Below are 21,638 nucleotides of genomic sequence, written 5' to 3'. Positions count from 1 at the left end.
CCGAATCGGACAATAACTGTCATATTGCCAAAACTGCCAGCTTCAAGGGCAAAAGCAAAATAAGGACCGACTATGCGAGATTTCGTCGACGGCACAGCATTCAACAACGAACAAGGCAACCGTGCACGCAAGCTATTTGCAGCCGTCGTGTTGGCCGCGTTGGACGACGCGATTGCAGACGATAAGAAATATGGCAACGGCCCGGAACAGATTGCACGCTGGGCGCGCTCCCGCGACGGACGTGAAGTTCTGTCTTGTGCAGGCATCGACCCCAACGAACGTGTTGTAACTGGTCTGATGGATTTCGTCGGCAAAGGTGTGCGGACATCTGTCGCCCTGTCCCGCGAAGAAAGCGAACGTCGCGCAGTTGCTGAAGCGGAAGCTGCTGACATGGAAACACGCGCCGCTTAAGCACTTCAAAAGTTTAGACTGCCATAGAACGCGACCTTCTGCTCGAGGTCGCGTTTTTCTTTGCCTACGTTCCAAACATGAAAATCCAGACAATCCCGGGAAGCAGCTGACCGAGTGCAAGAAGCATCGCAAGCCCGCGCATTCCCAAGCCGATAAACCAATGTGCTATTGCAATCGGCAACGAGAATAACCCAGCCAACGATCCGAACAAACCTAAGATACGATTGGTTCGGGTTTGGATGCCATCCGGCCATTCATATCGACGCCAAAGAACACCGCACAAAATAAGCGACACCGTGGTTTCTATCGGGGCGACGATACTTCCGTAGTGATTGCGGTCCCAATAGCTAACGGGGCTTTCGAAGACCCAGTTCGTTATTGGCCAGAAATGCGCGCGCCCGTCATCATGATGTAACGGAAAATCCAAACCGATATGCAAAAGCGCTGCCCCAGCGAACGCGATCACCCATGCCTTTCGCAACGCGATCCCAAGGCCAAGAACCACTCCCCATACAATAAACGAATTATCTATCCGGAAAATGCCCTGCCACAGATCCGAAAAATACAGTTCGCCAAAGACAACCTGCGGGTCCGTTCCAAGCACGAACAGATGTACACCAGCCAAAAGATAAAGCGACACATCGGGGAGCAAGGCCCCCACAATCGCGGCGGCTGTCACCTTTGGCGCGTCTGCCTTACCAAAAGCGGCAAGACCGAAAATCAAATGAGCAGGTGTATTCATCTTCGTTCCTTGGCCCTTTCCTCTTTTGACGTGACTGCTAGACAGAACCGTGGAGGATGAACATGGCTAAGGCAATCATGATTCAAGGCGCAGGGTCCAATGTGGGGAAATCCATGTTGGTGGCGGGCCTGTGCCGCGCGGCCCTGAAACGCGGGCTGACCGTTGCTCCGTTCAAACCGCAAAACATGTCCAACAATGCAGCAGTCACCGCGGACGGTGGCGAAATAGGCCGCGCGCAGGCGCTGCAGGCTCGCGCAAGTGGGTTGGAGCCACATACAGACATGAACCCCGTGTTGTTGAAGCCTGAAACAGATGTCGGGGCGCAAGTCATTGTACAGGGCAAGCGGTTTGCCACAATGAAGGCGCGTGAATACGGGTCACGCAAGGCTGAGCTGATCGGCCCGGTCATGGAAAGCTACCACCGCCTCGCGACTTCCCGTGACCTGATTATCATTGAGGGCGCGGGCTCCCCCGCAGAAATCAACCTACGCGCGGGCGACATAGCCAACATGGGCTTTGCCGAGGCCGCAGACTGCCCTGTTGTACTGGTCGGCGATATAGATCGGGGCGGAGTGATTGCGCAGCTTGTTGGCACGGATGTCATCCTGCCAGATGAGGACCGTGCCCGCATCAAAGGGTTTGCAATCAACAAGTTTCGCGGTGATCCGTCCTTATTCGCAGATGGTATGACGGCGATTGAGCAGCACACCGACTGGGCGCCGCTTGGCATCGTCTCTTGGTTTGAAGACGCTTGGAAACTGCCGGCCGAAGACGTGATGGACGTGGCGACCCGCAAAGGCGGTGCCATCAAGGTTGTCGTACCGCGCCTAAACCGTATCGCGAACTTTGACGACCTCGACCCGCTCGCCGCGCAACCCGATGTCACCGTTGAGATCATCGAGGCCGGACGCCCCCTGCCCGCCGATGCGGACCTAGTGCTGATCCCGGGATCGAAATCTACGATCGCTGACCTCGCCCATTTCCGCGCGCAAGGCTGGGACGTCGACCTGCACGCCCATGTGCGGCGGGGTGGGCATGTGTTGGGGATCTGCGGCGGCTACCAGATGCTGGGGCGCGAAATTGCGGACCCTGAGGGGATTGAGGGGCCTGCGTTCAGGGTCGAGGGCCTTGGGTTGCTGGATGTGACCACGACGATGTCCGAACATAAACGACTGGCACTTAGCAAGGCGACGTTTAACGCCACTGGCGACACAGTTACAGGATATGAAATCCATATCGGGGAAACGGTCGGGCCGGATTGCACGAACAATTGGCTGACGCTTGATGGTCGTCCAATTGGCGCCGCTAGCACGGATGGCCGTATCAAGGGCTGCTACCTACACGGGTTGTTTGCCTCTGATCCGTTTCGGGCGTCCTACATGGAAAGCATTGGCGCGCCCGTGCAGACCATGCACTACGACACGGGTGTCGACGCCACGCTTGATGCGCTGGCGCAGCATCTTGAAGACTGTCTCGATGTGGATCGTTTATTCAGCTTGGCGCAGACGGTTTCGTAACGCTGCGTTTTAGTCGAACTCTTGGCTCGACAGGATGCGATAGATTTCGCGACGAACAAGCTTGCGGACATTGCGTGTAATGCGTTCACCCAATGGGCCGGTCAGCTCTTCACGCACGACTTCAGACACCAAAGCACGCAGCGCTTCTTCGTCCAGCGTCACGCCGCCCGCTTCGAGTAACCCATCAAGGTCATCGTCGCCGTATTCATCCTGTGTGTCCGCGCTGCTGATCGTTTCAGGCTCGGCCTTTGTTTCGGCTTCGTCCGTTTGCTCGGGCTCAGCATCCGGCTTGCGATGTTCGAATGCTACCGAAGCGTCATCTGCTTCAAGATCGGGATTAAATTCTGGCGCGGGTGTTGTTTCCTCCGCGTCTGGCACATCGTCGAACTTACGCGCCACAGTACCCGGCCAAGCGATGGTTTCACCCATTAGATCGCCAGCTTCTTCGCTGCCGTCAGGCTCGAAATCTTCGACATCGTTGCTAACTGCAGCTTCTAGCTCAGCAATCGTAGCAACAAGTTCGGAACGATCAGGTGTTTGAACAGCTTCGTCAGCTGGAACAGCCGCGACACCCGCTTTACGCGCATCATTGACTGAATCCCAAACCAGATCTGTCAACGGCAACGGATCTTCGACATCGCCATTTTCCGGTTCTGAATCTGACGAAGTTGCTTCGTCTATTTCTTCGACCCATTCTTCTTCGTCTGGATCACTGTTTTCTACATCTGCTACGTCTTCAGACGGTGCGTTGTTATCTACCACCAAAAGAGCCGGCGTTAGTACAAACTTGTCTGGCTTTGATTCGGAGGTTTCAGCAGGTGTTTCAGGGGCATCCTGCACAGGAGCGGAGTCAGCCTCAGCCGGTGCGGGATCACGCGTACGGGCCTTATCTCCATCGCTTACGAGCCTACGGATGGAAGACAATACGTCTTCAATTTCTACATTCGTCACTGGATCGGACATTGTTCATCCTGCTTAAGCCTCAGACCCGCAGTTTAGCCTGCCCGTCGTCACCAAACAACCGATAGTAAGTATTTGATCTATTCGCCGATGGATTCGAGAACCCGATCCAATGCTTGACCCTGCTGGGAGTAGGTCGCGGGCGCTTCACGGACGAGGTTATAATAGGCTGCAGGATCATAGCTTTGCACGCCAAGGTTAAGGTGCTCAGCAGTGAGCAAACCCATTGACGAAAGCACACGGTAGCTGGCCACAACCTCATCGGCCTGCGCGGAAATCATGTTTGCCTGCGCATCAAGCAATTCTTGCTCGGCGTTCAAAACATCCAAAGTCGTTCGCGCGCCCAATGTCGCCTCTTCGCGGACACCACGGAAAGCGGTTCGAGCAGCACGAACCTGCAAGCTTGAGGCCTCAAGGCTGGCGCGCGCGACATTCAGGATCGCGTAGGCATTGCCAACATTCTGGTTCACGCCTTGAGTAGTAATAAGAAGGCCAGAGCGCGATGCATCGCGACGCGCTTGCGCCTGACGGATCACAGATTGCAGCTGCCCGCCCTGATAGATCGTTCCACCATATGTCAGTCCCAACTGCTGCGAAGTATTGCCTTCATCATTTAGGCCAACAGACCCGTTAAGGTTAAGACGCGGGTTCAAGGCGGCTTCGGCACGGCGGATATTAAGTTCAGCGGCAGTCACACCGTGCTGTGCACCAAGCACATCAGGGTGGCGGCGCATCGCAAAGGCGCGCGCGTCTTCAAGGTTGTGCTGCAATGTTGCGGGAGAAACGACGTTTAAGCGCCCCGGAGCGCGGCCAACGGCAACGCGGAATTCTTCGTTTGCTTGCGCTAAGGACCCTTCAGCCGCCGCCAATAGGCTTTGCGCAGCTGCGAGGCGTGCTTCGGCCAACGACACATCGGTTCGTGTAACTTCACCTACATCAAAACGATCACGGGCCGCGCGCAATTCTTGATTGATCACACTTACATTGCTGCGACGAAGTGCCAAAAATTCAGACTGGCGACGAACGTTCATGTACGCATCAACCGCGCGGAACAGAACCTGCTGTTCAACCTGCACAAGCCCCTGACGCGTCTGCAAAACAACTTCTTTTTGTGCTTCGGTCGCGAGTTCGCTCGCGCCACCGTCATGCAACAAAAGGCTCGCAGAGATAGAAACGGTGCCGCTTAGATCGTCGGAAAGATTGTTTGAGGATGGCGCTGCTGTCGAAGTCGCGTAAATCGCCTGTGCTTGCCAGCTAATGACAGGACGCAATGCAGCCAACGACTGCGCGGCGTCCTCATCCGCGGCCCGCAACAGCGCGCGGTTTTGATCCAGCAGGCCAGAGTTGTGGTATGCGTCACGTAACGCATCCGCCAAAGTTTCCGCACGCACGGGCGACGAAACTACCAACAACGCGACGCACATTGCGCCAAATAGACGTCCAAGTGTCATAGTCATGATCGTTTCCTCATAAATCAGCCCATCAAAATAGATGGACTTCGTACAAAAGGTTATATCAGAAACTGAAGGCCGCTTCTTTCGCAAATCCTGCCAAGACCGGCGCACTTGCGTTAAACGACATGCGCCAATTCACGACACCATCAATTTTGCGGCCAACGCGAACAACGCCCAATGCGTCTTCCGCAAAAATAGCAACAATGCGCCCGCCGTCTTTCACTTGCGCCAATAAGTCCGCAGGGATTTGCTCAACAGCGCCTTGCAAAAGGATCACGTCATACGGGCCGTTCTTAGCCGCTCCAGCGTTAAGCGCGCCTTCAAATACAGCAGCATTATCAATGCCATGATCGGACAAGTTCTGCTGTGCTTCTTCTGCGCGGCCGGCCTCGTCTTCAACAGCCACAACAAATTCAGCCAATTGCGCAAGAACCGCAGTTGAATAACCTAGCCCGCACCCAAGATCGAGGATGACATCACTTGGTTGGATATCGGCTGCCTCAAGCATTTTAGCAAATGTGCGCGATTCAAGAAGCACTCGCCCCGCGCCAATTTCGATGTTTTCACCGACATAGGCCGCTTCACGCTTGGCGTCGGGCACAAAATCTTCGCGTGGCACGCTTAGCAACGCATCGATAATCGGGAATTTGGTCACATCTGATGGGCGGACCTGAGTGTCTACCATCATAGTTCTACGGGTTTGGTAATCAGCCACGAGCTAAACTCTTTCGTTCAGAATCTACCACCCTTTCATGCCACAGCGCTTGGCTGGCGGCAACGTCCATTGTGCTTAACTTCCGTGTTCTTAGGATGCATTTGCAAACGCCCTATTGATCCGCTCTAGATTCGCCGCTAAAGCACCCTCACAACCACAGGACGGCGAGTTGGCGGAGTGGTTACGCAGCGGATTGCAAATCCGTGTACACCGGTTCGATTCCGGTACTCGCCTCCATTTAAAAACAATCACTTACACCACTCCTTGTCATGTTTGGGGCCCCGCGTTTACAGGGGCGTTTACATTTTTGTGTCTTGAGACAGTGATTTTGCTCGATTGAGCTTGCGCAAAACCGCATCGCTTTCGTCCGGGCTGACCTGCGCATAATGCTCGATTACCTGCGCTGCGTAGCGAACCGACCACCCCATTAGCACCGCGATCTGGCGCAAAGAAAGATCCGCATTCAGCAATCGTGTCGCCGCCGTCCCGCGCGTATCAGACAGAGTCTTCTCCCTGCCGTCGATCCAAGGGGGGATCTGAGCTTCGCGCCGCCACTTGGTGATCTGGTTCGATGCCCACCGGGCCGTCAAGGGCCTACCAAGCTCTGACACCAGAAACACCTCTTGGCCTACTGGTGTCTCTGCGATCAATTTCTCAAGTGCCGATGTGGCAGGGATATATGCGATCTGGCCGCGCTTACTGGTCCTGAAACGAAGGCGCTTGCCGTGCGGCGTATCTTCGAATTGGTCCATTTTGACCTGAACCAGATCGGCCGCTCGCAAGCCGGTTTCGCATCCGGCGGTCAGGATCCTCTGGACCCACTTGGGCGCATGTTTGTTGAACTGTGCGATATCGCCGCTCGTCCAGATGATTTCTGTGCGGTTCGATTGGTAGAGCTTCTTGAGCTTGTGGCAGTGATGCTCTTTCAGCTTCCCCTCTTCTACCGCCCAATTCAGAACGCGTGTCGCATGGGTGCCCGCCATATCATGCTGCTTGGGCGAATGAAGCCACTTCTTGCGCCAATTATTGACCTCACCCCTTGAAGCACGCTCTTCGAACATCACGACAGGATCTGCGCCGAACTCCTCGCGGAACAACTCCAGCCATTTGCGGATATCAGCCTTTGAACGCTCAGCCTTGGGCAAGGATGCACTGGATAGAAAATCGTCAATTAGTAGCGTCGTCAAATATTCAGAAGGGCTTACCGGTTTGCCACATTCCGTGAATGCATAGAAAAATTCCGGCTCCTTCGGGTCTGGATCAGTTCCTTCCCAAAACTTAGGGCCACCTCGCCATGCATAGAAATGATAGCGGGTACCGGCCATAACCCTGCGCCGGACACGATGAACGCCCTTGGGAAGGCTACTTCTGGGCACGGCGTGCTCTTCGCTGAGCAACAAGGCTCAGTACCGTTTTATCCTCGGATCTGGAAACATCAATCCCTTGAACTGCGTCTAATCGTGCGCGTACAAGTTTTGGATCATACCAGCCCCGACGGCCTGGAACCGGCGATATACCGCTGCGGCGACTAAAATCATAAAATGAATTCGTTGGCTCACTATAGCCAAACATCAAGGCCAATTGAGGCGTCGGGATGAGCTGCAACTGATCTTGCACACTCTTCCGCCCCGTCATGCACTGTCGCCTGTCGCGACATCGCAGCCCGCAAACAAGACACAACTTGCGAGCCCTGAGAACGAAGGTTACGAACCGCTTCCTCTTCGAGCCAAAGCTTAACGTCAGCTGGCAAATTCAATTTGAACTGGGTTGTTTTCATTTCAGCACCTCAAATTAGGGACATAAATTGTCCACACCATTGAGGACAAATATTGTCCATAGTGCCGTTATGAAGAATGAGAACCTGATTCAGTTTAAGCTTTTGCTCCCCGCCGCCCTAAAAAAGCGGTTAGAGACCCATGCATCCCTCAACAGGCGCAGCCTTTCGCAGGAAATTGTGGTCGTGCTTGAGGAAAAGTACCCAACTGATGCCGCCGACACGACACAAGACCCTGCAGCGCGCTTGCTGTTGTGGCTTGCAAAGAGAATTCGCCGAAGAAAACCCAAGCCAGGATCTGCACGAGACAAACAAGCCGCACTTTATGAGCGGATAGCAGGTGATATTTCTGATCGCATGAAAGATATCGGGACCGACGATCAGTAGGCGACCCACTCATACCCATGGTTGCCCTCGTGATCTTCCCACTCCACACCAACACCGCGCCGCGTGTTAGAAGATGAGCATCTGCGCGAGGGGATGACCCATGTGGGGGCTGAGGCAGGCGTTGTTCTTTGCCAGCTGAAACCGCCCTGCGTGCCGTAGGTGCCTAGATTCATGCTGTAGCGTTCTGAGCAATCATCGTCACGGCCTCGCTCTCGGTGACTGTAATGGCTCACATCCCAGACGCGGATGGAACGCACAAAATCAAATTCAAACCCGCTGATGTCGATGTCTGCGCCACCGCTCTCGGACAGCTGCGCCAAAATAATCCGCGCTGGATTTCCGCGGTCTTGCAGTGGTGTATTCACGGATACCCCCATTGGACAACGCCAAATCTGCAAAGGTGGCTCGATCGGCCAAGGCGTAATCCGCCTGATAAACACAGCCCGTGCATGAGCACATTCTGCTGAAGCTGGCAACCCACCAGCAAGGCATAGCAGAATGGCACAATCGACCTGATAGGCTTTGGCTGGCTGCGGCGACGCAATGGAAAGGAGAGCCGCAACCGACACCCCGAGGCCACATTTCCAAACTAGTCTACGCATCCAATAACCTCCGTGATCTTACCTGAGCCGACAAATTTGGCTCGCTTTTGCCAAACACTTCTAGAGGTCGCGCACCCGATCAAGCACATTCTTCGGAGGCTATGCGTTGGCAACTAACAAGAGCGACTGCAACGGGTGACATGGAGTCTTTTTCCAACAAAATGCCTAGAGCGATGCCAAGTGTGGCAACGCTTTCATGACCTGAAACTAGGTCCCGAACGATCTCGTCGGGGTCACGCCCAGCTTCAAGTTCGGAAAAAGCCCAATCCTCCAGTGCCATCAGGGCAGATTGGATAATGTCGCAAGAGAATAAGAGCAGTCCCTGGGCAGCTGTAGCGCAATAGCGCTTTGTCGGCGTTGCGGTCGCTTTTGCTAGTGCTCCGAGGGTCTTTTGTATGGGTAGACGCGGATTTTCGCAGTGTCACCACAAACATCCGCTTCTAAGTGTAAGGTCGGTTGGTGAGGTACTGGCCAAAGTCCTGAGACGTTCAACAATCTGCCCGCATATCAAATTGTTAACATCTGACACATGGGCTGCATTTCACCGTCATCTCCTGAATAACTCAATGTATTCACTGAATACAAACAACCGGTTGCGACGTTGGCCAGTAATTTCGAATAATACCCCATGACTGACCATGTCCGTAATAAGCGCTGACGCAGTGTTGGTTGTAGCTCCAATTATTTTAGCTGCCATATTCACGTCAACAACGGGGCGCGCATAAAGATGACGTATCAGCGCCTGAGCGTTGTCTTGTCGACGTGCACTAAAACGCGGCAAGACGTCTCTTTCGATCCGCTCCTTTATTGCAAGAATTGAGCGGAACACATCTGCTGAAGCGCGCGCCGTTTCCTCCACACCATGAAGGAAAAACACCAGCCACGCGCGCAGGTGATTGCCTTGGCGAACCGCCATCAAGTGATCGACATAAGCGGTCTTGTTGCGTTCAAAATAGTCCGAAAGATAAAGTGCAGGCCGGACCAGCAGCCCTTCGGATGCCAGGTAAAGTGAAATTAGCAAACGGCCTAACCGCCCATTACCGTCCAAAAACGGGTGGATTGTCTCAAACTGGTAGTGCCCGATGGCGATCCGAACCAGTGGATGGGCAAACAGAGTATCCGCATGCAAAAACGCCTCCAGATCGCTCATGAGATCCGGAACATGCTCATGATGTGGCGGTACAAAAACAGCATTTTTCAGGCTGACTCCAATCCAATTCTGGCTGGTTCGAAACTGTCCGGGCTGTTTCTGCTCTCCACGCACGCCAGACAGCAGGATTTCATGCGTTTGGCGTAATAACCGGTTGGAAAGGGGCAGCTCATCCAACGCATCAATCGCGTGATTGATTGCATTGATGTAATTCTGCACCTCAGCCCAATCATCGCGTTCTTCGGGGTTTAAGTCATCGGCATCCTTGAACGCATCCTCAATATTGGTTTGGGTTCCTTCTATCCTGCTGGACTGTGTGGCCTCTTTGGCCACGTACATTCGAATGAAGAACTCGATATCAGGGATCAATTGCGCAAAGGCATTCAACTCTCCCAAGGCACGGTCTGCGCGGCCTAAGAGATCAGAAAGCTCTGGGTCCGTTACAACCCATTCATGACAAATGGTTTCTGGTAGAAAGGCCTGATATTCGTACCGGTCCTCAAGTTTACCGGACTTAAACTCTGTGATATCCATATATCAAGAACACCCATGCTTTTTGCGTTACCTGAAGTCTTATCTCAGTTTCTGACGTGCCCGCAACATCTACGTCAAATACAAGCCTCCTTTCTGACATAACGCTATCCATATCTCAAGTTGACCCACAGCTCTCACACCTCTATGTTCAGCAATCAGAAACACGGCATTGAGGATCTGAGTTCGGCTATGACAACCTGACTGAATTCCTTTACCACCGAAAAGACGCATCTTGGCACCAAGCAAGCGCGATCAGCTTTAGCTCAACAGGTGCAACCTAGCTTTCAGCGCGTTGTCGATGGAAGCAAGCAACGCTTCTGGGAAACCCGCAGGAAGCTGATTGAACGTGGCCTCAACGATCGCGTGCGAAGTCTCTTGCAGCTCTTCGAACAGGCTCTGCACGACCGCGCGGGACAAGCCGGATTGAACTCCGGTCTCCACGATGTGGCGGCCCACGATATTCGCCACTTTGTAGTGGTTCGACTTGCCGAAATTCATAGCTAGCTTGAAGTATTTCCGCTCGATCTGGCGGGCGTCGACGGTCGACTGCACCGTCAGCACGTCGTAAAGCGGTGTCATGCGGAAACGGCCGCCGGGCAAAAGGCTGACGCTGAAGTTCTTACCATGTCCGTCTGTCGCACCCAGCAACCAGAACAGGACGTTGGCTTTGAAAAAATCGTACCTGTCTTTGTTGGGATCATCACTTCCCAACAAAAGATCCATGATATCCGGGATCCCTGGACCTCCCTCGTTCTGGTACTTTTGCGTGGGCACAATGGATAGTGCTTGGCAGCAATCCTCCTGTGGCAGACGGATCAAGCGGCCATCAGACGTCCAACGCCGATCAAAACGCTCAACCACCAAGGCTTTCTTATCGCCAAACTGAGCCATTTCGACATTCGCAGCCCTAAGCCCAAACGCTTCCATCAGCTTGAGGCACAGGTATTCGTTTTCAACGCTGTCGGACAGGTCCATGCCGTTGGGCAGTCTGCCAATTTGCGGTTTGATGATGTGCGTGGTTGGCGTCGTGCCGGTTGGCTCAATCCATTGGCCGCCTTTACGGAGCAGTGCGGTTTTTTCCTGCGCACCAGCGACAGAAATGCGGAAGTCATTCTCGCGGCGAATACCCAGTGGCGCAAGATCGAGATCGCTCAAAATTGCCCCGATCTGATCGTCATCAACAGGCTCCCCAGTCAGCTCGGACATTGGCTGTGGCTCTTGCCCGTCGGGAAGGAACTGAAGCGCACCGATGCAGTCACGCCCAATTTGTGACAGCAGGCTGAAGGCATCCACACCTTCAGCCCCGACGCGTTCTGCGACCTTTCGACGAATGAGGTCACTGTCAGGCAACAGGTTGTCAAAGACGGCCATCACAGGTGCTCCGCTGAAGCGGTTTTCCTGCAATGGCAACGATAACGACACCGGCATTCGGTGCTCCCAGTCGAGCCAGTCTCGTGCATAGGCGAAACTGACGCCGCCTGAGGGCTCACGCACCAATTGACCCACGAGCCGCGAGTTCAGGAAAACGTTCAGCGGTGTGTAACTGCGCTTGCGGCCCATGTCAGAAAATGTCCTCTAGCCCGTCTGATTTGCCTTTGCTGCGCTCGGTCACCGTAATTTCGAGCTCCAAGGCCGCGATCAAATCGAATAACGTTTCCAGCTTTGTGCCCCCGCTGCCGTTTTCGATCTTGGAAATTGTCTCCTGCCAGACACCGCTTATAGCGGCGAGTTCCGTCTGGGTCAGGTTCTTGGCTTTCCGAGCCTGGCGAATTGCGTGGCCCAAGTTTTTTGATGTACGAACGAGGTGCTTCATGGCGGTTCTCCTGCCACTCCATATGACCTCTAGATCATAAATTGTCAATATGATCTCCAAATCATAAAGCAACAGTATGATCTGAGCATCATAAATATCAACAGCGTTGCGAGCTGTCTCTCAGACTTCGCCAATGCTATCACGTCTGTAGCCCCGCAGAGCGCACTTGCTCGGGCGTCACCATCTTTGACGCGATCAAGTCTTCGATCTGGCGGTTCGTGATATGGCGGCAGAGGGGATGGCGCTCGTGAATCCACTCGGCAAGGCTGGCACGACCTTTGGCTTTGGCCTCTCGCGCCTTCTCGCGGTCGGCCTGGATCTGGACCAGTCCCTTTTCCCACCGGCGCATCTTGAACCAATTGTCCGAGAAACAGACCTTGCTGCGGGTGTAGCCCTCGCTTTCTTTGGCATAAGCTTTGACTGCCGCCAGCAAGTCATCGGGCGTCACACCGGCCTTCACAGCCGCTGCGATCAGGAGCAGACTGGTTCGCCGGTCTCGGATCCTGTCTTCGGGAAAGGCCGCTAAGATCTTCTCAGCTTCAAGATCTTCAACCTCCTCCGCCGCCTCGCGCCTGCGCGTAGGTGGTTTATGGATGGTTTTAGGATGGTTTGGGGTCCACCGTGAACCCCGTACCCCGTTCACCGTGGACCCCGTACCGGGTTCAGGCTGGACGGGGTTCACTGTGACCCCCGTCTCAATGTCGGGCTCAGCCGTGGGCTCGAGCGCGGCCACGCGTTCCAGAACGATGCGGTAAATGACGGTGTAGCCGTTCTTGCAGTGCCTCCGCCCTGTCTCAATCAGAATGCCTTCGCGCAGGAAGTCGATAATGGTGCGCTTGACCGTGCTCTCGCTAAGCTCTGTGTGGCGCTGGATCGTCCCCTTCGAGCACCAGATGCCTGAGCCGTCATCGCTCGCCTTGTCGGCCAGGAACATGATGATCTGCTTGCGCGCGGCGCTGCCAAAGCGGCGCTCGGCGCATTCATTTGCTATGCGCCAGCTCATTGGACCGCCTCACCAGTCAGAGGCCGCCAAAAGGCCGACTGAGCATTTGCGATGCGACTCCGGCTCGTGCTAATGTGCTGCGGAAGCTGACAGGCTTTTTCTATTTGGCCCCGGTTCACAGTTGCCGCTGTGACGGGGCCTTTTTCGTTTTGAACCGGCGAAATTGGCGTTGAAACTTTCGCTTTTTGTTCACTTTTTGTCAGGGGGTGTTTTGCACCCTTAACCTGTTGTTTTCGCTGTCTCTCTTTCTGGATTGCAAATCCGTGTACACGAGTTCGATTCTCGTACTCGCCTCCAAACGATTTCAATGGCTTGTAAGACTGTACCCATTGCGCGGACTGCGCCGTTTACAGGTGCGTTTACAGTTTTGTTCACTTTGTGCCCCCTTTTGCCTGTGCCAATTTGACTAGAACAGCGTCAGTTTCGTCTGGTGACACCCGCGCATAATGTTCGATGACATTGGCTGCAAAGCGGATTGACCATCCCATGTGGTTTGCGATTTCAGCAAGCGACAGCCCATTATTCAGCAATCGTGTCGCAGCTGTGCCGCGCGCGTCATACAATCTAAGGTCAGATGATAGACTGGCCTTGTCTCGCCACTGCCTGACACCTTCTGAAGCCCTGTGCGGGGTCAATGCGTTGCCGGTGGCGTTAGTCAGGATTAAAAGCTGCCCCTGCGGTGTAGCATCGATCACACGGGCCAATTCTGGCGTTATGGGAATATGAGCAAGCCTTTTGCGCTTACTGGTCCGCACATGCAGCCTACGGCCCATCGGTGTCTTTTCAACGTGGGCAGTAGTCAGCTTCACCAAGTCACCTGGCCTCAATCCGGTTTCACAAGCTACGCACAAAATGCGCTTTACCCAATCTGGCGCGATTCCATTGAACGCCTCACGATCAGATGAAGCCCAAATGATTTCAGATCGATCCACCTCATAAAGGCGATGCAACTTATGGCAAAAATGCTCTGCCAACTTCCCTTCCTGCACCGCCCAATTCAAAATCCGTGCGGCGTGTGTGCCAGCAACATCATGCTGTTTTGGTGAGTGGCTCCATTGCGCGCGCCATGCGTTCACTTCGCCGCGCGATCCCCTTTCCTCAAAAATTACAGCAGGCGCATCTTTGAAGTGTTCGGCAAAACGCAGTCCCCACTTCCTCAAATCAAGACGGGACCGTTCAGCCTTTGGCAATGCGGTGCTGGACAGGAAATCATCAACCATTTGCGGCACCATATATTTAGATGGTTGTGGCCGTGTCGTTGCTTCAGCAAATGCATGGTAGAATTCGGGTTCGCTTGGCTTCCGAACGTCATCCGTCCAGAATTTCGGCCCACCGCGCCAAGCATAGAAATGCCAGCGATAGCCTGCCCGCACTTTCCGCCTTACGCGGTGAACACCTTTTGGAAGGTCATGTTTTGCCTTTGGCATTGGACGCCTCCTTTGCGATCTCAAGACTTTTTGGGTGATAGAGCCGGATACCTTCATCACCACAAATACAGGTTTCCCAGCCATTCAGCGGGGTGATGCGGCGCGCCATTAGCCGCCGCCAATCTTCTAGCGGCAGGCCAATCAACCGCACCAACAAGCGTTCGTTGTTTGGCAAAGTTCCAATAGGGTTTTGGCAGAGCGCCACGCAGAACAAATCGAACACGACAGCACGAACGTCAGATTCTGAAAGCAACCGGATTTCAGATTTCAACCACCATTTGTGCGGCCAAGGCATTGTCCTGAATTCTGTAGGGCTGGATTCAGGTACAATAGGATATTCAATCGGATCGAAGTCACGTAACAGCATGTCGCGCCTTCCATTTTTCCAATGCAGTCAGTTCGCCCTCATTACCTGCTGTTGGCTCGTTTGAAGGCAACAACAGGACAGTACCATCCGGCTGCACATGCACTGCCGGTGGCGTATCATATGCCGCCTTCCACGCCTTCAGATAGCGTGTCAGTTCGGACTGTCTCACTGTTGCCTTCGCATTGGGCATCGTTTTTACCTGCCCTACACAGCGCCGTTCAGGCGCACTTCCGTGGTAGTTGCGCCGTCAGCAGCTGCGACAGTGGTCGCGCCAATCAGCTTGTTACCAGTTGCGGTCGTGGTCACAGTCGAAGTGTCGCTTTTCCAATAGACCTTCGCACCGGCCTCAATTGCACCAGCCGCCTTTGGCAACTCGAACACACCAACAATGCTGGCTTCAAAGCCATCGCCCGGTGCAGCATCGACAGCGGCAATTCCGAACAATGCGCCCATGGTCACACCCTGACCGGCTGCAACAGCATCGGCGCTTGTGAAGGTCAGTGTGTCACCGCGTTGGATATAGTTTCGCATGGTTATAACCCTTTCGTGGTTTGGGGATAGGTTGTGCGCGAGCGCGTGCCGCGCGTCAGTTTTGCAATTTCGGTTTCAAGTGCCGTCAAAGCCGCTGCAATCTGTGCGTCAGTTTTGTAGGTCACCTCTTCGCCGTCAATTTTGACTGTAGCGACACCGTTAAAGCGAGCGCGCCGCAAGCGGTCACGGCGCGCAATGAGTTCGGGCAGCGTCATTACGCTGTCGGCACTTGATGGACGGGACGCCAGTCCAACCAACCAGACCCAAAGTCGAGGAAGGCGCGGAATTTCATCCCAAGCGTGTCCCAAGCCTCTGTCCGCTGGATTTGGACACCTTGCGCAGCGCTAAGGTAGGCATACTGCATTGCTGCCAAACGGGCGGGGTCTGCAAAGACGTACCAGAAGTCATCAGGCAATCGCGGTTCCACCAGTAGTGACAGCTTTCCACCGAACGGGTTCACGTCTTCGGACTTGTTGGGCTGGATGGATGCCAGCACCTTTTCCGCTTCTGTTTCCAGCGCTGCGGAAACCAGCAAGTAGCGCGGTGCGACGGCGATGATGGTTTTGCCATCCATACCTTTGCGTGTCCGCATCGTCTGACGTGTGCTTGTCAGGGCAGCAACTGATGGCATCCCAGCTGCGCCAACATTGCCACGGCTGGCGTCAAACACCGCCGTTCCGTCTGACATTTCGGGGTTGCTGGTCAGCAGCTTCACCAGTTCGTCAGCTTCGGTCTGCGACCACGAGGCCGACAGTCCGTAGGACATAGAGTAATTAACCACCTGATGCCCTGACGGGGCTGACGCCCCGCCAGAATATCCCATGAACATCCTTGGTTGGCCGGAGTGGGGTCAATAAGTCGGCTTCTAATAGATATCTTATTAGCACACGACTTTCTGCCCCCCCCCCGCTCATCTCCGTCATCCGGCGGCGCAGGCCAAAACGAAGTATGACAGTGAAGCATCTGATACCCGGTAAGACGAGGCGGACATATTGGTAAATACCTCGAAACAACAATGAGGTGCCCATGCAGATATATGCCCCCTTTGAATATCCCGATCCAATTTACTTTAAAACGCGCGCCTTAATCGGAATGGAACGATCAACGGATAAGAATTACTGGCCCAGACCGGACCTCTATTCCGTTAAGGCTAAGGTCTGTAGTGCGGACAAGGTGTGCTTTCGCTGCGGCTCAGCAAATGTCTGCCTAGCCCAAACGGTTACGGGAATACGAAAAGCAAACATTCTTCGCAGACTGGTGCTCAGTCGACGGCAAAGAGCCAAAATCAGCTCCTTGCCGTTTTGCTTAAAAGCTTATGCGGTTGTAACGTTGCTGCCAAAATACATAAACTCACGATCCATACCGCTAACATCTGCCGCATTTAGCGAAAGATTGGCACTGTCCAGCATTTTGAAACTTTTTTGACTTTTGACCCACTCATCCGCATTTCTTAGTGTTGATAAAGTGTAGGTGGTTGTTTCGTTCAGGTAATGCGTAGGAATGACAACTTTTGGTTTCAGCCTGTCAACGATTGCATTGCCCTGCTCATAGGACAGGATATGTTCGGATCCGTCCACAGGCAGTGTCAGGACATCTACCTGTCCTATTGCTTCCCAAAAGCCAGGGTCGGGATCCGCGCGGTTGTCACCCCAAATCAACGTCCGAATGCCACCCGTCTCAATCAGATAAACCACCATATCCATATGGCCGACATTGTTGGGCGCACAGGCTTCAACGCCAAATTCAGCAAGTGCATTTGTCCAGTTGTAATAGCCGGGGGCCATACAAACGTGCTTATCCGCGAAACCTGTTATTTTTAAATCAGCGAATTCGAACGTACCAACCATGCGGTCCAGAACCATCGTGGATACAGGTCTGTCGATGGCATCGTGATCGAAATGGGTATGCGTTGAAAGCGTGATGTCCGTTACTGTTTCTGGGAATTTATACTTGTACCACAAGCCCCATGCCCCAGACGGATCGTCACGCCAAGGATCAACCACGACGGACGCACCACTCGGTGATGTGATTTTGAATGCGCAGTGGCCGAAGTACTCAATATTGACGGCCCCTTCCGGAAAGCTGGTTGAATTTTGCAATTCGATAACATGGTTGTTGTTGCCCGGCTGCGTCCAGTCCGTGGATTGCGCCTGCGCGGACGTGGAAGTGAGTAAACTGGCTGCACTTCCGACACCTGCCGCACCTGCGGCCATAAAAAACGAACGCCGCGAGAGGCCAGGAACTAAGGTATCCTTTTGCCCGTTCAGTTTGATCGGTTTGAGGTCTTTCTTATCCATCTTCATTGTTCTCCCTGTTTCAGTCACCCGCGTGAAAAGCGGATTAGGGCAAGCGTAGGGAGGAAAAGATGGGCTGTATCGCTAGTTTATTATGGGTTTTATATGGGGTAAAACCCCATATTAGACTAATGTCGTCAAGTGCTGCCGCAAGTTCTTGCCTCGGTGAGTAAGGCCCAGTTTCTGGCGAATATTGTTACGATGAAAATCGACCGTGCTGGTGCCGCGTGACAATGTCTTGGCAATTTCCTTTGTGCTGCGCCCTTGGACGATCAACTGGACAATTTCGGCCTCTGTTGGCGTCAACCCTTCCATCGCTTGAGCCAACTTTCCCGTGAAGTCAGACGTGATATTTTTGAGGTTCATTTCAACAATGTCGAGATGCGACAGCGCGCGATTGTCGTCCGCAACCAGTTGCTGCAATCGACCGACATGAGGTAGCACAAGCCCTCTGATTTGCTGGACGATGCGTTCTTCGACTTCGTTTTTCGAAATCTCGACCCCCATCAACAAGACCCGTAGTGCGGTGTTGGCATCTTCCAGATCCCGGGTCCGTTTATTGATAATCGCTTCACGGGCGTCCAGCTCTTGCTGTAAACGGGTCTCTGCCTTTTTTCGGTGTTCGATTTCTTCAAGCATGGCTAGGTCGTCTTCGACAATTCGACAGAACTGACGTAATCCATTGCGAAAGGACAAAGCGCGCTTGTTTCGAAACCGGTCCAACATGCAGATTGTCCCAAAAATCGAACCGTCCGGCCATTTCAGAGGAAGCCCAACATAAAAGCTCATCCCGTATTCCATGTCAGGGTTATCGTACCAATGCGGGTCGCAGGTTGCGTCCTCGACGCAAAGTTCTGCGTCATTTTCAAGCACGCCAAAGCAATACAGCTTGTCATGAAGCTGGAAGGATTGCCCCTCGACATAGGGATTCTCGTTGCCAGTACTTTTTACAAAAACGTTATTTTTCTGATCGTGTGCATGCATGATCAGCGTCGCCGGGACCTCTGCAATTTCAGATATCTGGTCGACTACATATTGCCACTTGGTGAGTGTTTCAGTCGTGATCACCGGTTTATTTTGCATCATGTCCAATTCGATCAAATATGGTGTTTCACCGAGCCTTCCGCACCTTCAGGGTGTGATGGCAATCACAATAAGAGGAGCAATATCTTGTCCAACGACTCAGTTTTTGCGAGCCCCCATGGGGACAATAGAGGTTCTGTTGCATTTTTTGAATATGGCTATATTCAAGCTTTCGCCTTAGAGTTAGATCCTTGCTGAATACAGTGTGAAGCTTCATGGTCGACTGAACCAGAGCAGACCTTCGTGATGAACGCGGCATCAAACAGTCTGGGCTCTCAACCGTCATTAGCTGCGATTTACCCGAATGTCTGTAATGCTGCCATCGCCTGTTGTGATGAACATCCAAATCATTACGGTGAACTAACCAAACGCCGCAGACCTCAAGATCAACTCACATCGCCGGGCAAACGATGATCCCTAAGGATGCGGTAAACCGACGCCCGACCAATTTCTAACTGCTTAGCTATCTCGTCAGGCGTGAATTTCCGACTTTGCAACAGCAGAACCTTGGCAGTTTTTGCGCGTGCCGTTAGCGACAACAGTTTCCAATTGTGCCACAAAACTTGGGCGTCCCGAAAACTTTGATGACCTAAGGATACTTGATCAGTGTATTCTTGAATATCAGCCTCATGATTGGCGGATGCAGTTCATGACCGTGAAACCAGATGACGAAAATCGTGCGTACGACGTTATAAGTATCTTCGTTGATAGAATAGTTGCTTCAGCAGCTTTTTCGGAACTTACTGAGTCGCAACGAACAGAAGCTGAGCGGGTGTTAGGCTCGTTTCGCAATTTCAGTCAGGAGTTTGAAAAGCAACAATTTGTGCAGATCTCTACGGAACACGCACTGTCAACTGAAATGAAGTTTGCAATCGAAGACGCGATAGAGGAAGTACCATTGCCTTGGGGCACATCTCCGCTGTTTCGCCTTCCAGCTCACCACTAACATCTTCAATTGTACGAATGCATCGAAACGCTTGGGCTTCGACAATTCCCGACAGGCTAATAAACTAACAGTCTTGGATCAATTTGGTGAGATAATCATCATATGCGGTCACAGCGACCCGCATTTCCTCTAGGTAGGTGTGGCGGTTGTATACCGCCGCAACGCCGCTAATCGTGACTGAAACGTGGTTCAACAGCTTTTAAGTAACATGGATCGGAGTGCCGAGTTTTGCGTGCGTAGTGGCGAATGTACGGCGCAGATCATGCAGGGTATATGGCGACATACGCATGGGGTTTCTCTGAAGGTGTGTCTGAAAGTTTAGAGATAACCTTCATGATTTGAGCTCGGCTAACCTCACGAACATCACCTTTGAAAGTGAAATGCTTATGCAGCAAACGGCGATAGTCGGCCACGGTTCGTGGCTTATTGCGGCGTTCGCAGTCGGCGAGGAAGTCTTCTCTGGCCTGAGCAAACGAGATGATTGGCCCTTCAGGCACAAACGCCCCTTCCTCCAATGCATTGTTGGCCAATAGCTGTTTTGCTTGCTTTCGGGCATCCGCCAAGGACAGGTCTGGATAGCGCCCCACACGTCAGCGGTCTTCTCGCCCGCTTCCTGCTCCTTGATCATCGCAATGATCTGTTCGTCCGTAAATCGTGCCTTCATTTGTCCGTCCTTTTGTCGGGCGGACTCCACACAAATTTGGAGGAGTTTTAGGGGCTCAGGTCAGGTGTGCAAAGCTACTAAATCGTACCTATTTGTTGCGTTGTAGTTAGATATTTGAAATAAAACTTCCGGTTTTTGATCACAAACACAGCTAAACGCTGATAGCGTGACCGAGGCGGGTATGGGCCATCGTCTCAAAGCATCTAAGGTGCTTTCTCGGGTTGTTCGACCCAACCCCTCCTAAAGGTCGTCGGAGACTGACCAAAACGTTTCCTGAACCTAGACGCTAAATGTGTCGCGCTTGCAAATCCTGTAGCTGCTGCAATCTGCGCAACGTTCATGTTGGTTTCGTTCAACAGTGCATACGCTCGGGAAACGCGAAGCTGGATAAAGTACCGGTTAGGTGAATCGTTAAGATATTTCTTAAACAAACGTTCTAATTGCCTTCGCGACAGTTTCACACGATCTGCGATGTCAGCGATTTCCAATGGGTCTTCTATAGACTCATCCATCAATTGCATCGCGTTGATCAGACTTTGATTGCGGCTGTTAAGAGCGACCGAGTAGGCTGATTTTTGAGGTGTCTCTCGATTATTCGATCTGTGATGAATGCACATATCCGACACAATCATCGCTAGGTCCTTTCCGTGTTCTACTTCGATCATTTCCAGCATCATGTCGGTTGCGGCACTTCCACCACCGCACGTCATCAAAGTTCCATCAATTTCATAGAGGTTATTCGTCGGTTGCAGGTCATAATAGTGCTCAGTGAAAGATGGCACGTTCTCCCAGTGAAGTGTGAATCTTTTGCCTTCGAGTAACCCAGTCTTGGCCAAGGCGAAGGCGCCGGTACAAATGCCTCCAAACTTCGATCCGAACGCGCTTTGCCGCCGTACCCACGCCAAAACATTTGTACTGACAGTATTAGCTGGTTCAATCCCTGAGCATACGAATGTCATCGCGCCTCGAGGCAGGTCTTCAAGTCGGGAATCTGGTGTAATCTCAATTCCGTTTGAGCAGCGAACTACAGCGCCATTCTCAGACAACAGAAACCAGCGATATAGCTCTTTGTTGGTGACTTGATTTGCAACCCGAAGGACTTCAACTGCCGAAGCAAAAGCGAGCATGGTGAGTTTCGGTAACAAGAGAAAATACAAATCTTTCGCGGGGCCTTCATGCTTTACATGAAAACTCGCGGCACCTCTGGGAACAAATTTATTTGGTGTCATCGGCTATCCAAGAAATAACAGGTAATTACATCAGA

25 protein-coding genes and 1 tRNA gene are annotated in these 21,638 nt (G+C 52.9%); 5 read left to right on the top strand and 21 right to left on the bottom strand.

Going from position 1 to position 21,638, the window contains the following annotated elements; translation table 11 throughout:
- The first annotated feature begins 72 nt into the window (after positions 1 to 72).
- On the top strand, positions 73 to 411 hold the full coding sequence (locus OCA8868_RS06535) for a DUF6280 family protein (RefSeq protein ID WP_049833784.1): 339 nt from the start codon (positions 73 to 75) through the stop codon (positions 409 to 411).
- Between the two features lie 64 nt (positions 412 to 475).
- Here the strand turns inward: OCA8868_RS06535 and OCA8868_RS06530 are convergent, their stop codons facing one another.
- Entirely contained in the window at positions 476 to 1,153 is a 678-nt protein-coding gene (locus tag OCA8868_RS06530) for a cobalamin biosynthesis protein CobQ (RefSeq protein ID WP_179214801.1), read from the bottom strand.
- A gap of 62 nt (positions 1,154 to 1,215) precedes the next feature.
- Here OCA8868_RS06530 and OCA8868_RS06525 point away from each other — a divergent pair, with 62 nt between their 5' ends.
- Positions 1,216 to 2,670 carry a cobyric acid synthase gene (locus OCA8868_RS06525; protein ID WP_093996177.1) on the top strand — a complete coding sequence of 485 codons (1,455 nt, stop codon included), beginning with the start codon at positions 1,216 to 1,218 and terminating at the stop codon, positions 2,668 to 2,670.
- 9 nt (positions 2,671 to 2,679) lie between these two features.
- Here OCA8868_RS06525 and OCA8868_RS06520 read toward each other — a convergent pair whose 3' ends face one another.
- The 3 genes from OCA8868_RS06520 to OCA8868_RS06510 form a co-directional block, all read right to left on the bottom strand.
- The gene (locus OCA8868_RS06520; protein WP_093995769.1) at positions 2,680 to 3,633 is read right to left on the bottom strand and encodes a hypothetical protein; all 954 of its coding nucleotides are present in this window, start codon (positions 3,631 to 3,633) and stop codon (positions 2,680 to 2,682) included.
- Between the two features lie 77 nt (positions 3,634 to 3,710).
- On the bottom strand, positions 3,711 to 5,087 hold the full coding sequence (locus OCA8868_RS06515) for a TolC family outer membrane protein (RefSeq protein WP_093995768.1): 1,377 nt from the start codon (positions 5,085 to 5,087) through the stop codon (positions 3,711 to 3,713).
- 58 nt (positions 5,088 to 5,145) lie between these two features.
- On the bottom strand, positions 5,146 to 5,799 hold the full coding sequence (locus OCA8868_RS06510; RefSeq protein ID WP_245848088.1) for a protein-L-isoaspartate O-methyltransferase family protein: 654 nt from the start codon (positions 5,797 to 5,799) through the stop codon (positions 5,146 to 5,148).
- A gap of 163 nt (positions 5,800 to 5,962) precedes the next feature.
- Between OCA8868_RS06510 and OCA8868_RS06505 the strand changes: the two genes are divergently transcribed.
- Positions 5,963 to 6,036, top strand: a tRNA-Cys gene (locus tag OCA8868_RS06505).
- 62 nt (positions 6,037 to 6,098) lie between these two features.
- Here the strand turns inward: OCA8868_RS06505 and OCA8868_RS06500 are convergent.
- Complete coding sequence (locus OCA8868_RS06500) at positions 6,099 to 7,124, bottom strand: tyrosine-type recombinase/integrase (RefSeq protein WP_245848086.1); 1,026 nt, start codon at positions 7,122 to 7,124, stop codon at positions 6,099 to 6,101.
- A gap of 233 nt (positions 7,125 to 7,357) precedes the next feature.
- Complete coding sequence (locus OCA8868_RS16640; RefSeq protein WP_093995766.1) at positions 7,358 to 7,576, bottom strand: hypothetical protein; 219 nt, start codon at positions 7,574 to 7,576, stop codon at positions 7,358 to 7,360.
- A 69-nt stretch (positions 7,577 to 7,645) separates the two neighbouring features.
- On the opposite strand from OCA8868_RS16640, the gene OCA8868_RS06490 reads away from it, so the two are divergent.
- Complete coding sequence (locus OCA8868_RS06490) at positions 7,646 to 7,960, top strand: hypothetical protein (protein WP_093995765.1); 315 nt, start codon at positions 7,646 to 7,648, stop codon at positions 7,958 to 7,960.
- Here the strand turns inward: OCA8868_RS06490 and OCA8868_RS06485 are convergent.
- The 13 genes from OCA8868_RS06485 to OCA8868_RS06420 all read right to left on the bottom strand — a co-directional run bounded on the left by OCA8868_RS06485 (position 7,954) and on the right by OCA8868_RS06420 (position 18,767).
- Positions 7,954 to 8,562 carry a hypothetical protein gene (locus OCA8868_RS06485; protein WP_093995764.1) on the bottom strand — a complete coding sequence of 203 codons (609 nt, stop codon included), beginning with the start codon at positions 8,560 to 8,562 and terminating at the stop codon, positions 7,954 to 7,956. The two genes, OCA8868_RS06490 and OCA8868_RS06485, sit on opposite strands and share 7 nt — an antisense overlap.
- 547 nt (positions 8,563 to 9,109) lie before the next feature.
- On the bottom strand, positions 9,110 to 10,246 hold the full coding sequence (locus OCA8868_RS06475) for a Fic family protein (protein WP_093995762.1): 1,137 nt from the start codon (positions 10,244 to 10,246) through the stop codon (positions 9,110 to 9,112).
- Between the two features lie 258 nt (positions 10,247 to 10,504).
- Positions 10,505 to 11,806 carry a type II toxin-antitoxin system HipA family toxin gene (locus OCA8868_RS06470; protein ID WP_093995761.1) on the bottom strand — a complete coding sequence of 434 codons (1,302 nt, stop codon included), beginning with the start codon at positions 11,804 to 11,806 and terminating at the stop codon, positions 10,505 to 10,507.
- A 1-nt stretch (position 11,807) separates the two neighbouring features.
- On the bottom strand, positions 11,808 to 12,059 hold the full coding sequence (locus OCA8868_RS06465; protein ID WP_093996175.1) for a helix-turn-helix domain-containing protein: 252 nt from the start codon (positions 12,057 to 12,059) through the stop codon (positions 11,808 to 11,810).
- Between the two features lie 139 nt (positions 12,060 to 12,198).
- Entirely contained in the window at positions 12,199 to 13,062 is an 864-nt protein-coding gene (locus OCA8868_RS06460; protein ID WP_093995760.1) for a hypothetical protein, read from the bottom strand.
- Between the two features lie 371 nt (positions 13,063 to 13,433).
- A complete protein-coding gene (locus OCA8868_RS06455) occupies positions 13,434 to 14,489 on the bottom strand; it encodes a tyrosine-type recombinase/integrase (protein WP_245848083.1) in 1,056 nt (351 codons plus the stop codon).
- Entirely contained in the window at positions 14,470 to 14,856 is a 387-nt protein-coding gene (locus OCA8868_RS06450) for a hypothetical protein (protein ID WP_093995759.1), read from the bottom strand. Before OCA8868_RS06450 ends, OCA8868_RS06455 begins: the two co-directional genes overlap by 20 nt.
- A complete protein-coding gene (locus OCA8868_RS06445; RefSeq protein WP_093995758.1) occupies positions 14,843 to 15,046 on the bottom strand; it encodes a hypothetical protein in 204 nt (67 codons plus the stop codon). Before OCA8868_RS06445 ends, OCA8868_RS06450 begins: the two co-directional genes overlap by 14 nt.
- Before the next feature lie 14 nt (positions 15,047 to 15,060).
- Positions 15,061 to 15,387: a DUF2190 family protein gene (locus OCA8868_RS06440; protein ID WP_093995757.1), complete on the bottom strand. Its 327-nt coding sequence runs from the start codon at positions 15,385 to 15,387 to the stop codon at positions 15,061 to 15,063.
- 2 nt (positions 15,388 to 15,389) lie between these two features.
- Positions 15,390 to 15,602 (bottom strand): phage head-tail joining protein, encoded by a 213-nt coding sequence (locus tag OCA8868_RS06435; protein ID WP_093995756.1) that lies wholly within the window; start codon positions 15,600 to 15,602, stop codon positions 15,390 to 15,392.
- Positions 15,602 to 16,210 (bottom strand): phage major capsid protein, encoded by a 609-nt coding sequence (locus OCA8868_RS06430; protein WP_143849553.1) that lies wholly within the window; start codon positions 16,208 to 16,210, stop codon positions 15,602 to 15,604. Before OCA8868_RS06430 ends, OCA8868_RS06435 begins: the two co-directional genes overlap by 1 nt.
- Positions 16,211 to 16,700: 490 nt before the next feature.
- Positions 16,701 to 17,690: an MBL fold metallo-hydrolase gene (locus OCA8868_RS06425; protein ID WP_245848081.1), complete on the bottom strand. Its 990-nt coding sequence runs from the start codon at positions 17,688 to 17,690 to the stop codon at positions 16,701 to 16,703.
- Between the two features lie 114 nt (positions 17,691 to 17,804).
- Positions 17,805 to 18,767: a helix-turn-helix transcriptional regulator gene (locus OCA8868_RS06420; protein ID WP_093995754.1), complete on the bottom strand. Its 963-nt coding sequence runs from the start codon at positions 18,765 to 18,767 to the stop codon at positions 17,805 to 17,807.
- Positions 18,768 to 19,413: 646 nt separating this feature from the next.
- On the opposite strand from OCA8868_RS06420, the gene OCA8868_RS06415 reads away from it, so the two are divergent.
- The gene (locus tag OCA8868_RS06415) at positions 19,414 to 19,710 is read left to right on the top strand and encodes a hypothetical protein (protein WP_143849551.1); all 297 of its coding nucleotides are present in this window, start codon (positions 19,414 to 19,416) and stop codon (positions 19,708 to 19,710) included.
- Positions 19,711 to 19,970: 260 nt separating this feature from the next.
- On the opposite strand, the gene OCA8868_RS16635 is transcribed toward OCA8868_RS06415, so the two are convergent.
- Both OCA8868_RS16635 and OCA8868_RS06405 read right to left on the bottom strand, forming a co-directional pair.
- Entirely contained in the window at positions 19,971 to 20,297 is a 327-nt protein-coding gene (locus OCA8868_RS16635; RefSeq protein ID WP_179214800.1) for an Arm DNA-binding domain-containing protein, read from the bottom strand.
- A gap of 280 nt (positions 20,298 to 20,577) precedes the next feature.
- Complete coding sequence (locus OCA8868_RS06405; protein WP_093995752.1) at positions 20,578 to 21,603, bottom strand: GlxA family transcriptional regulator; 1,026 nt, start codon at positions 21,601 to 21,603, stop codon at positions 20,578 to 20,580.
- Between the last annotated feature and the right edge of the window lie 35 nt (positions 21,604 to 21,638).

The organism is Octadecabacter ascidiaceicola (assembly GCF_900185015.1).
Taxonomy (GTDB): Bacteria; Pseudomonadota; Alphaproteobacteria; order Rhodobacterales; family Rhodobacteraceae; genus Octadecabacter; species Octadecabacter ascidiaceicola.
The sequence above is the reverse complement of the archived record's forward strand: the minus strand, read 5'-3'. Positions and strand labels throughout refer to the sequence as shown.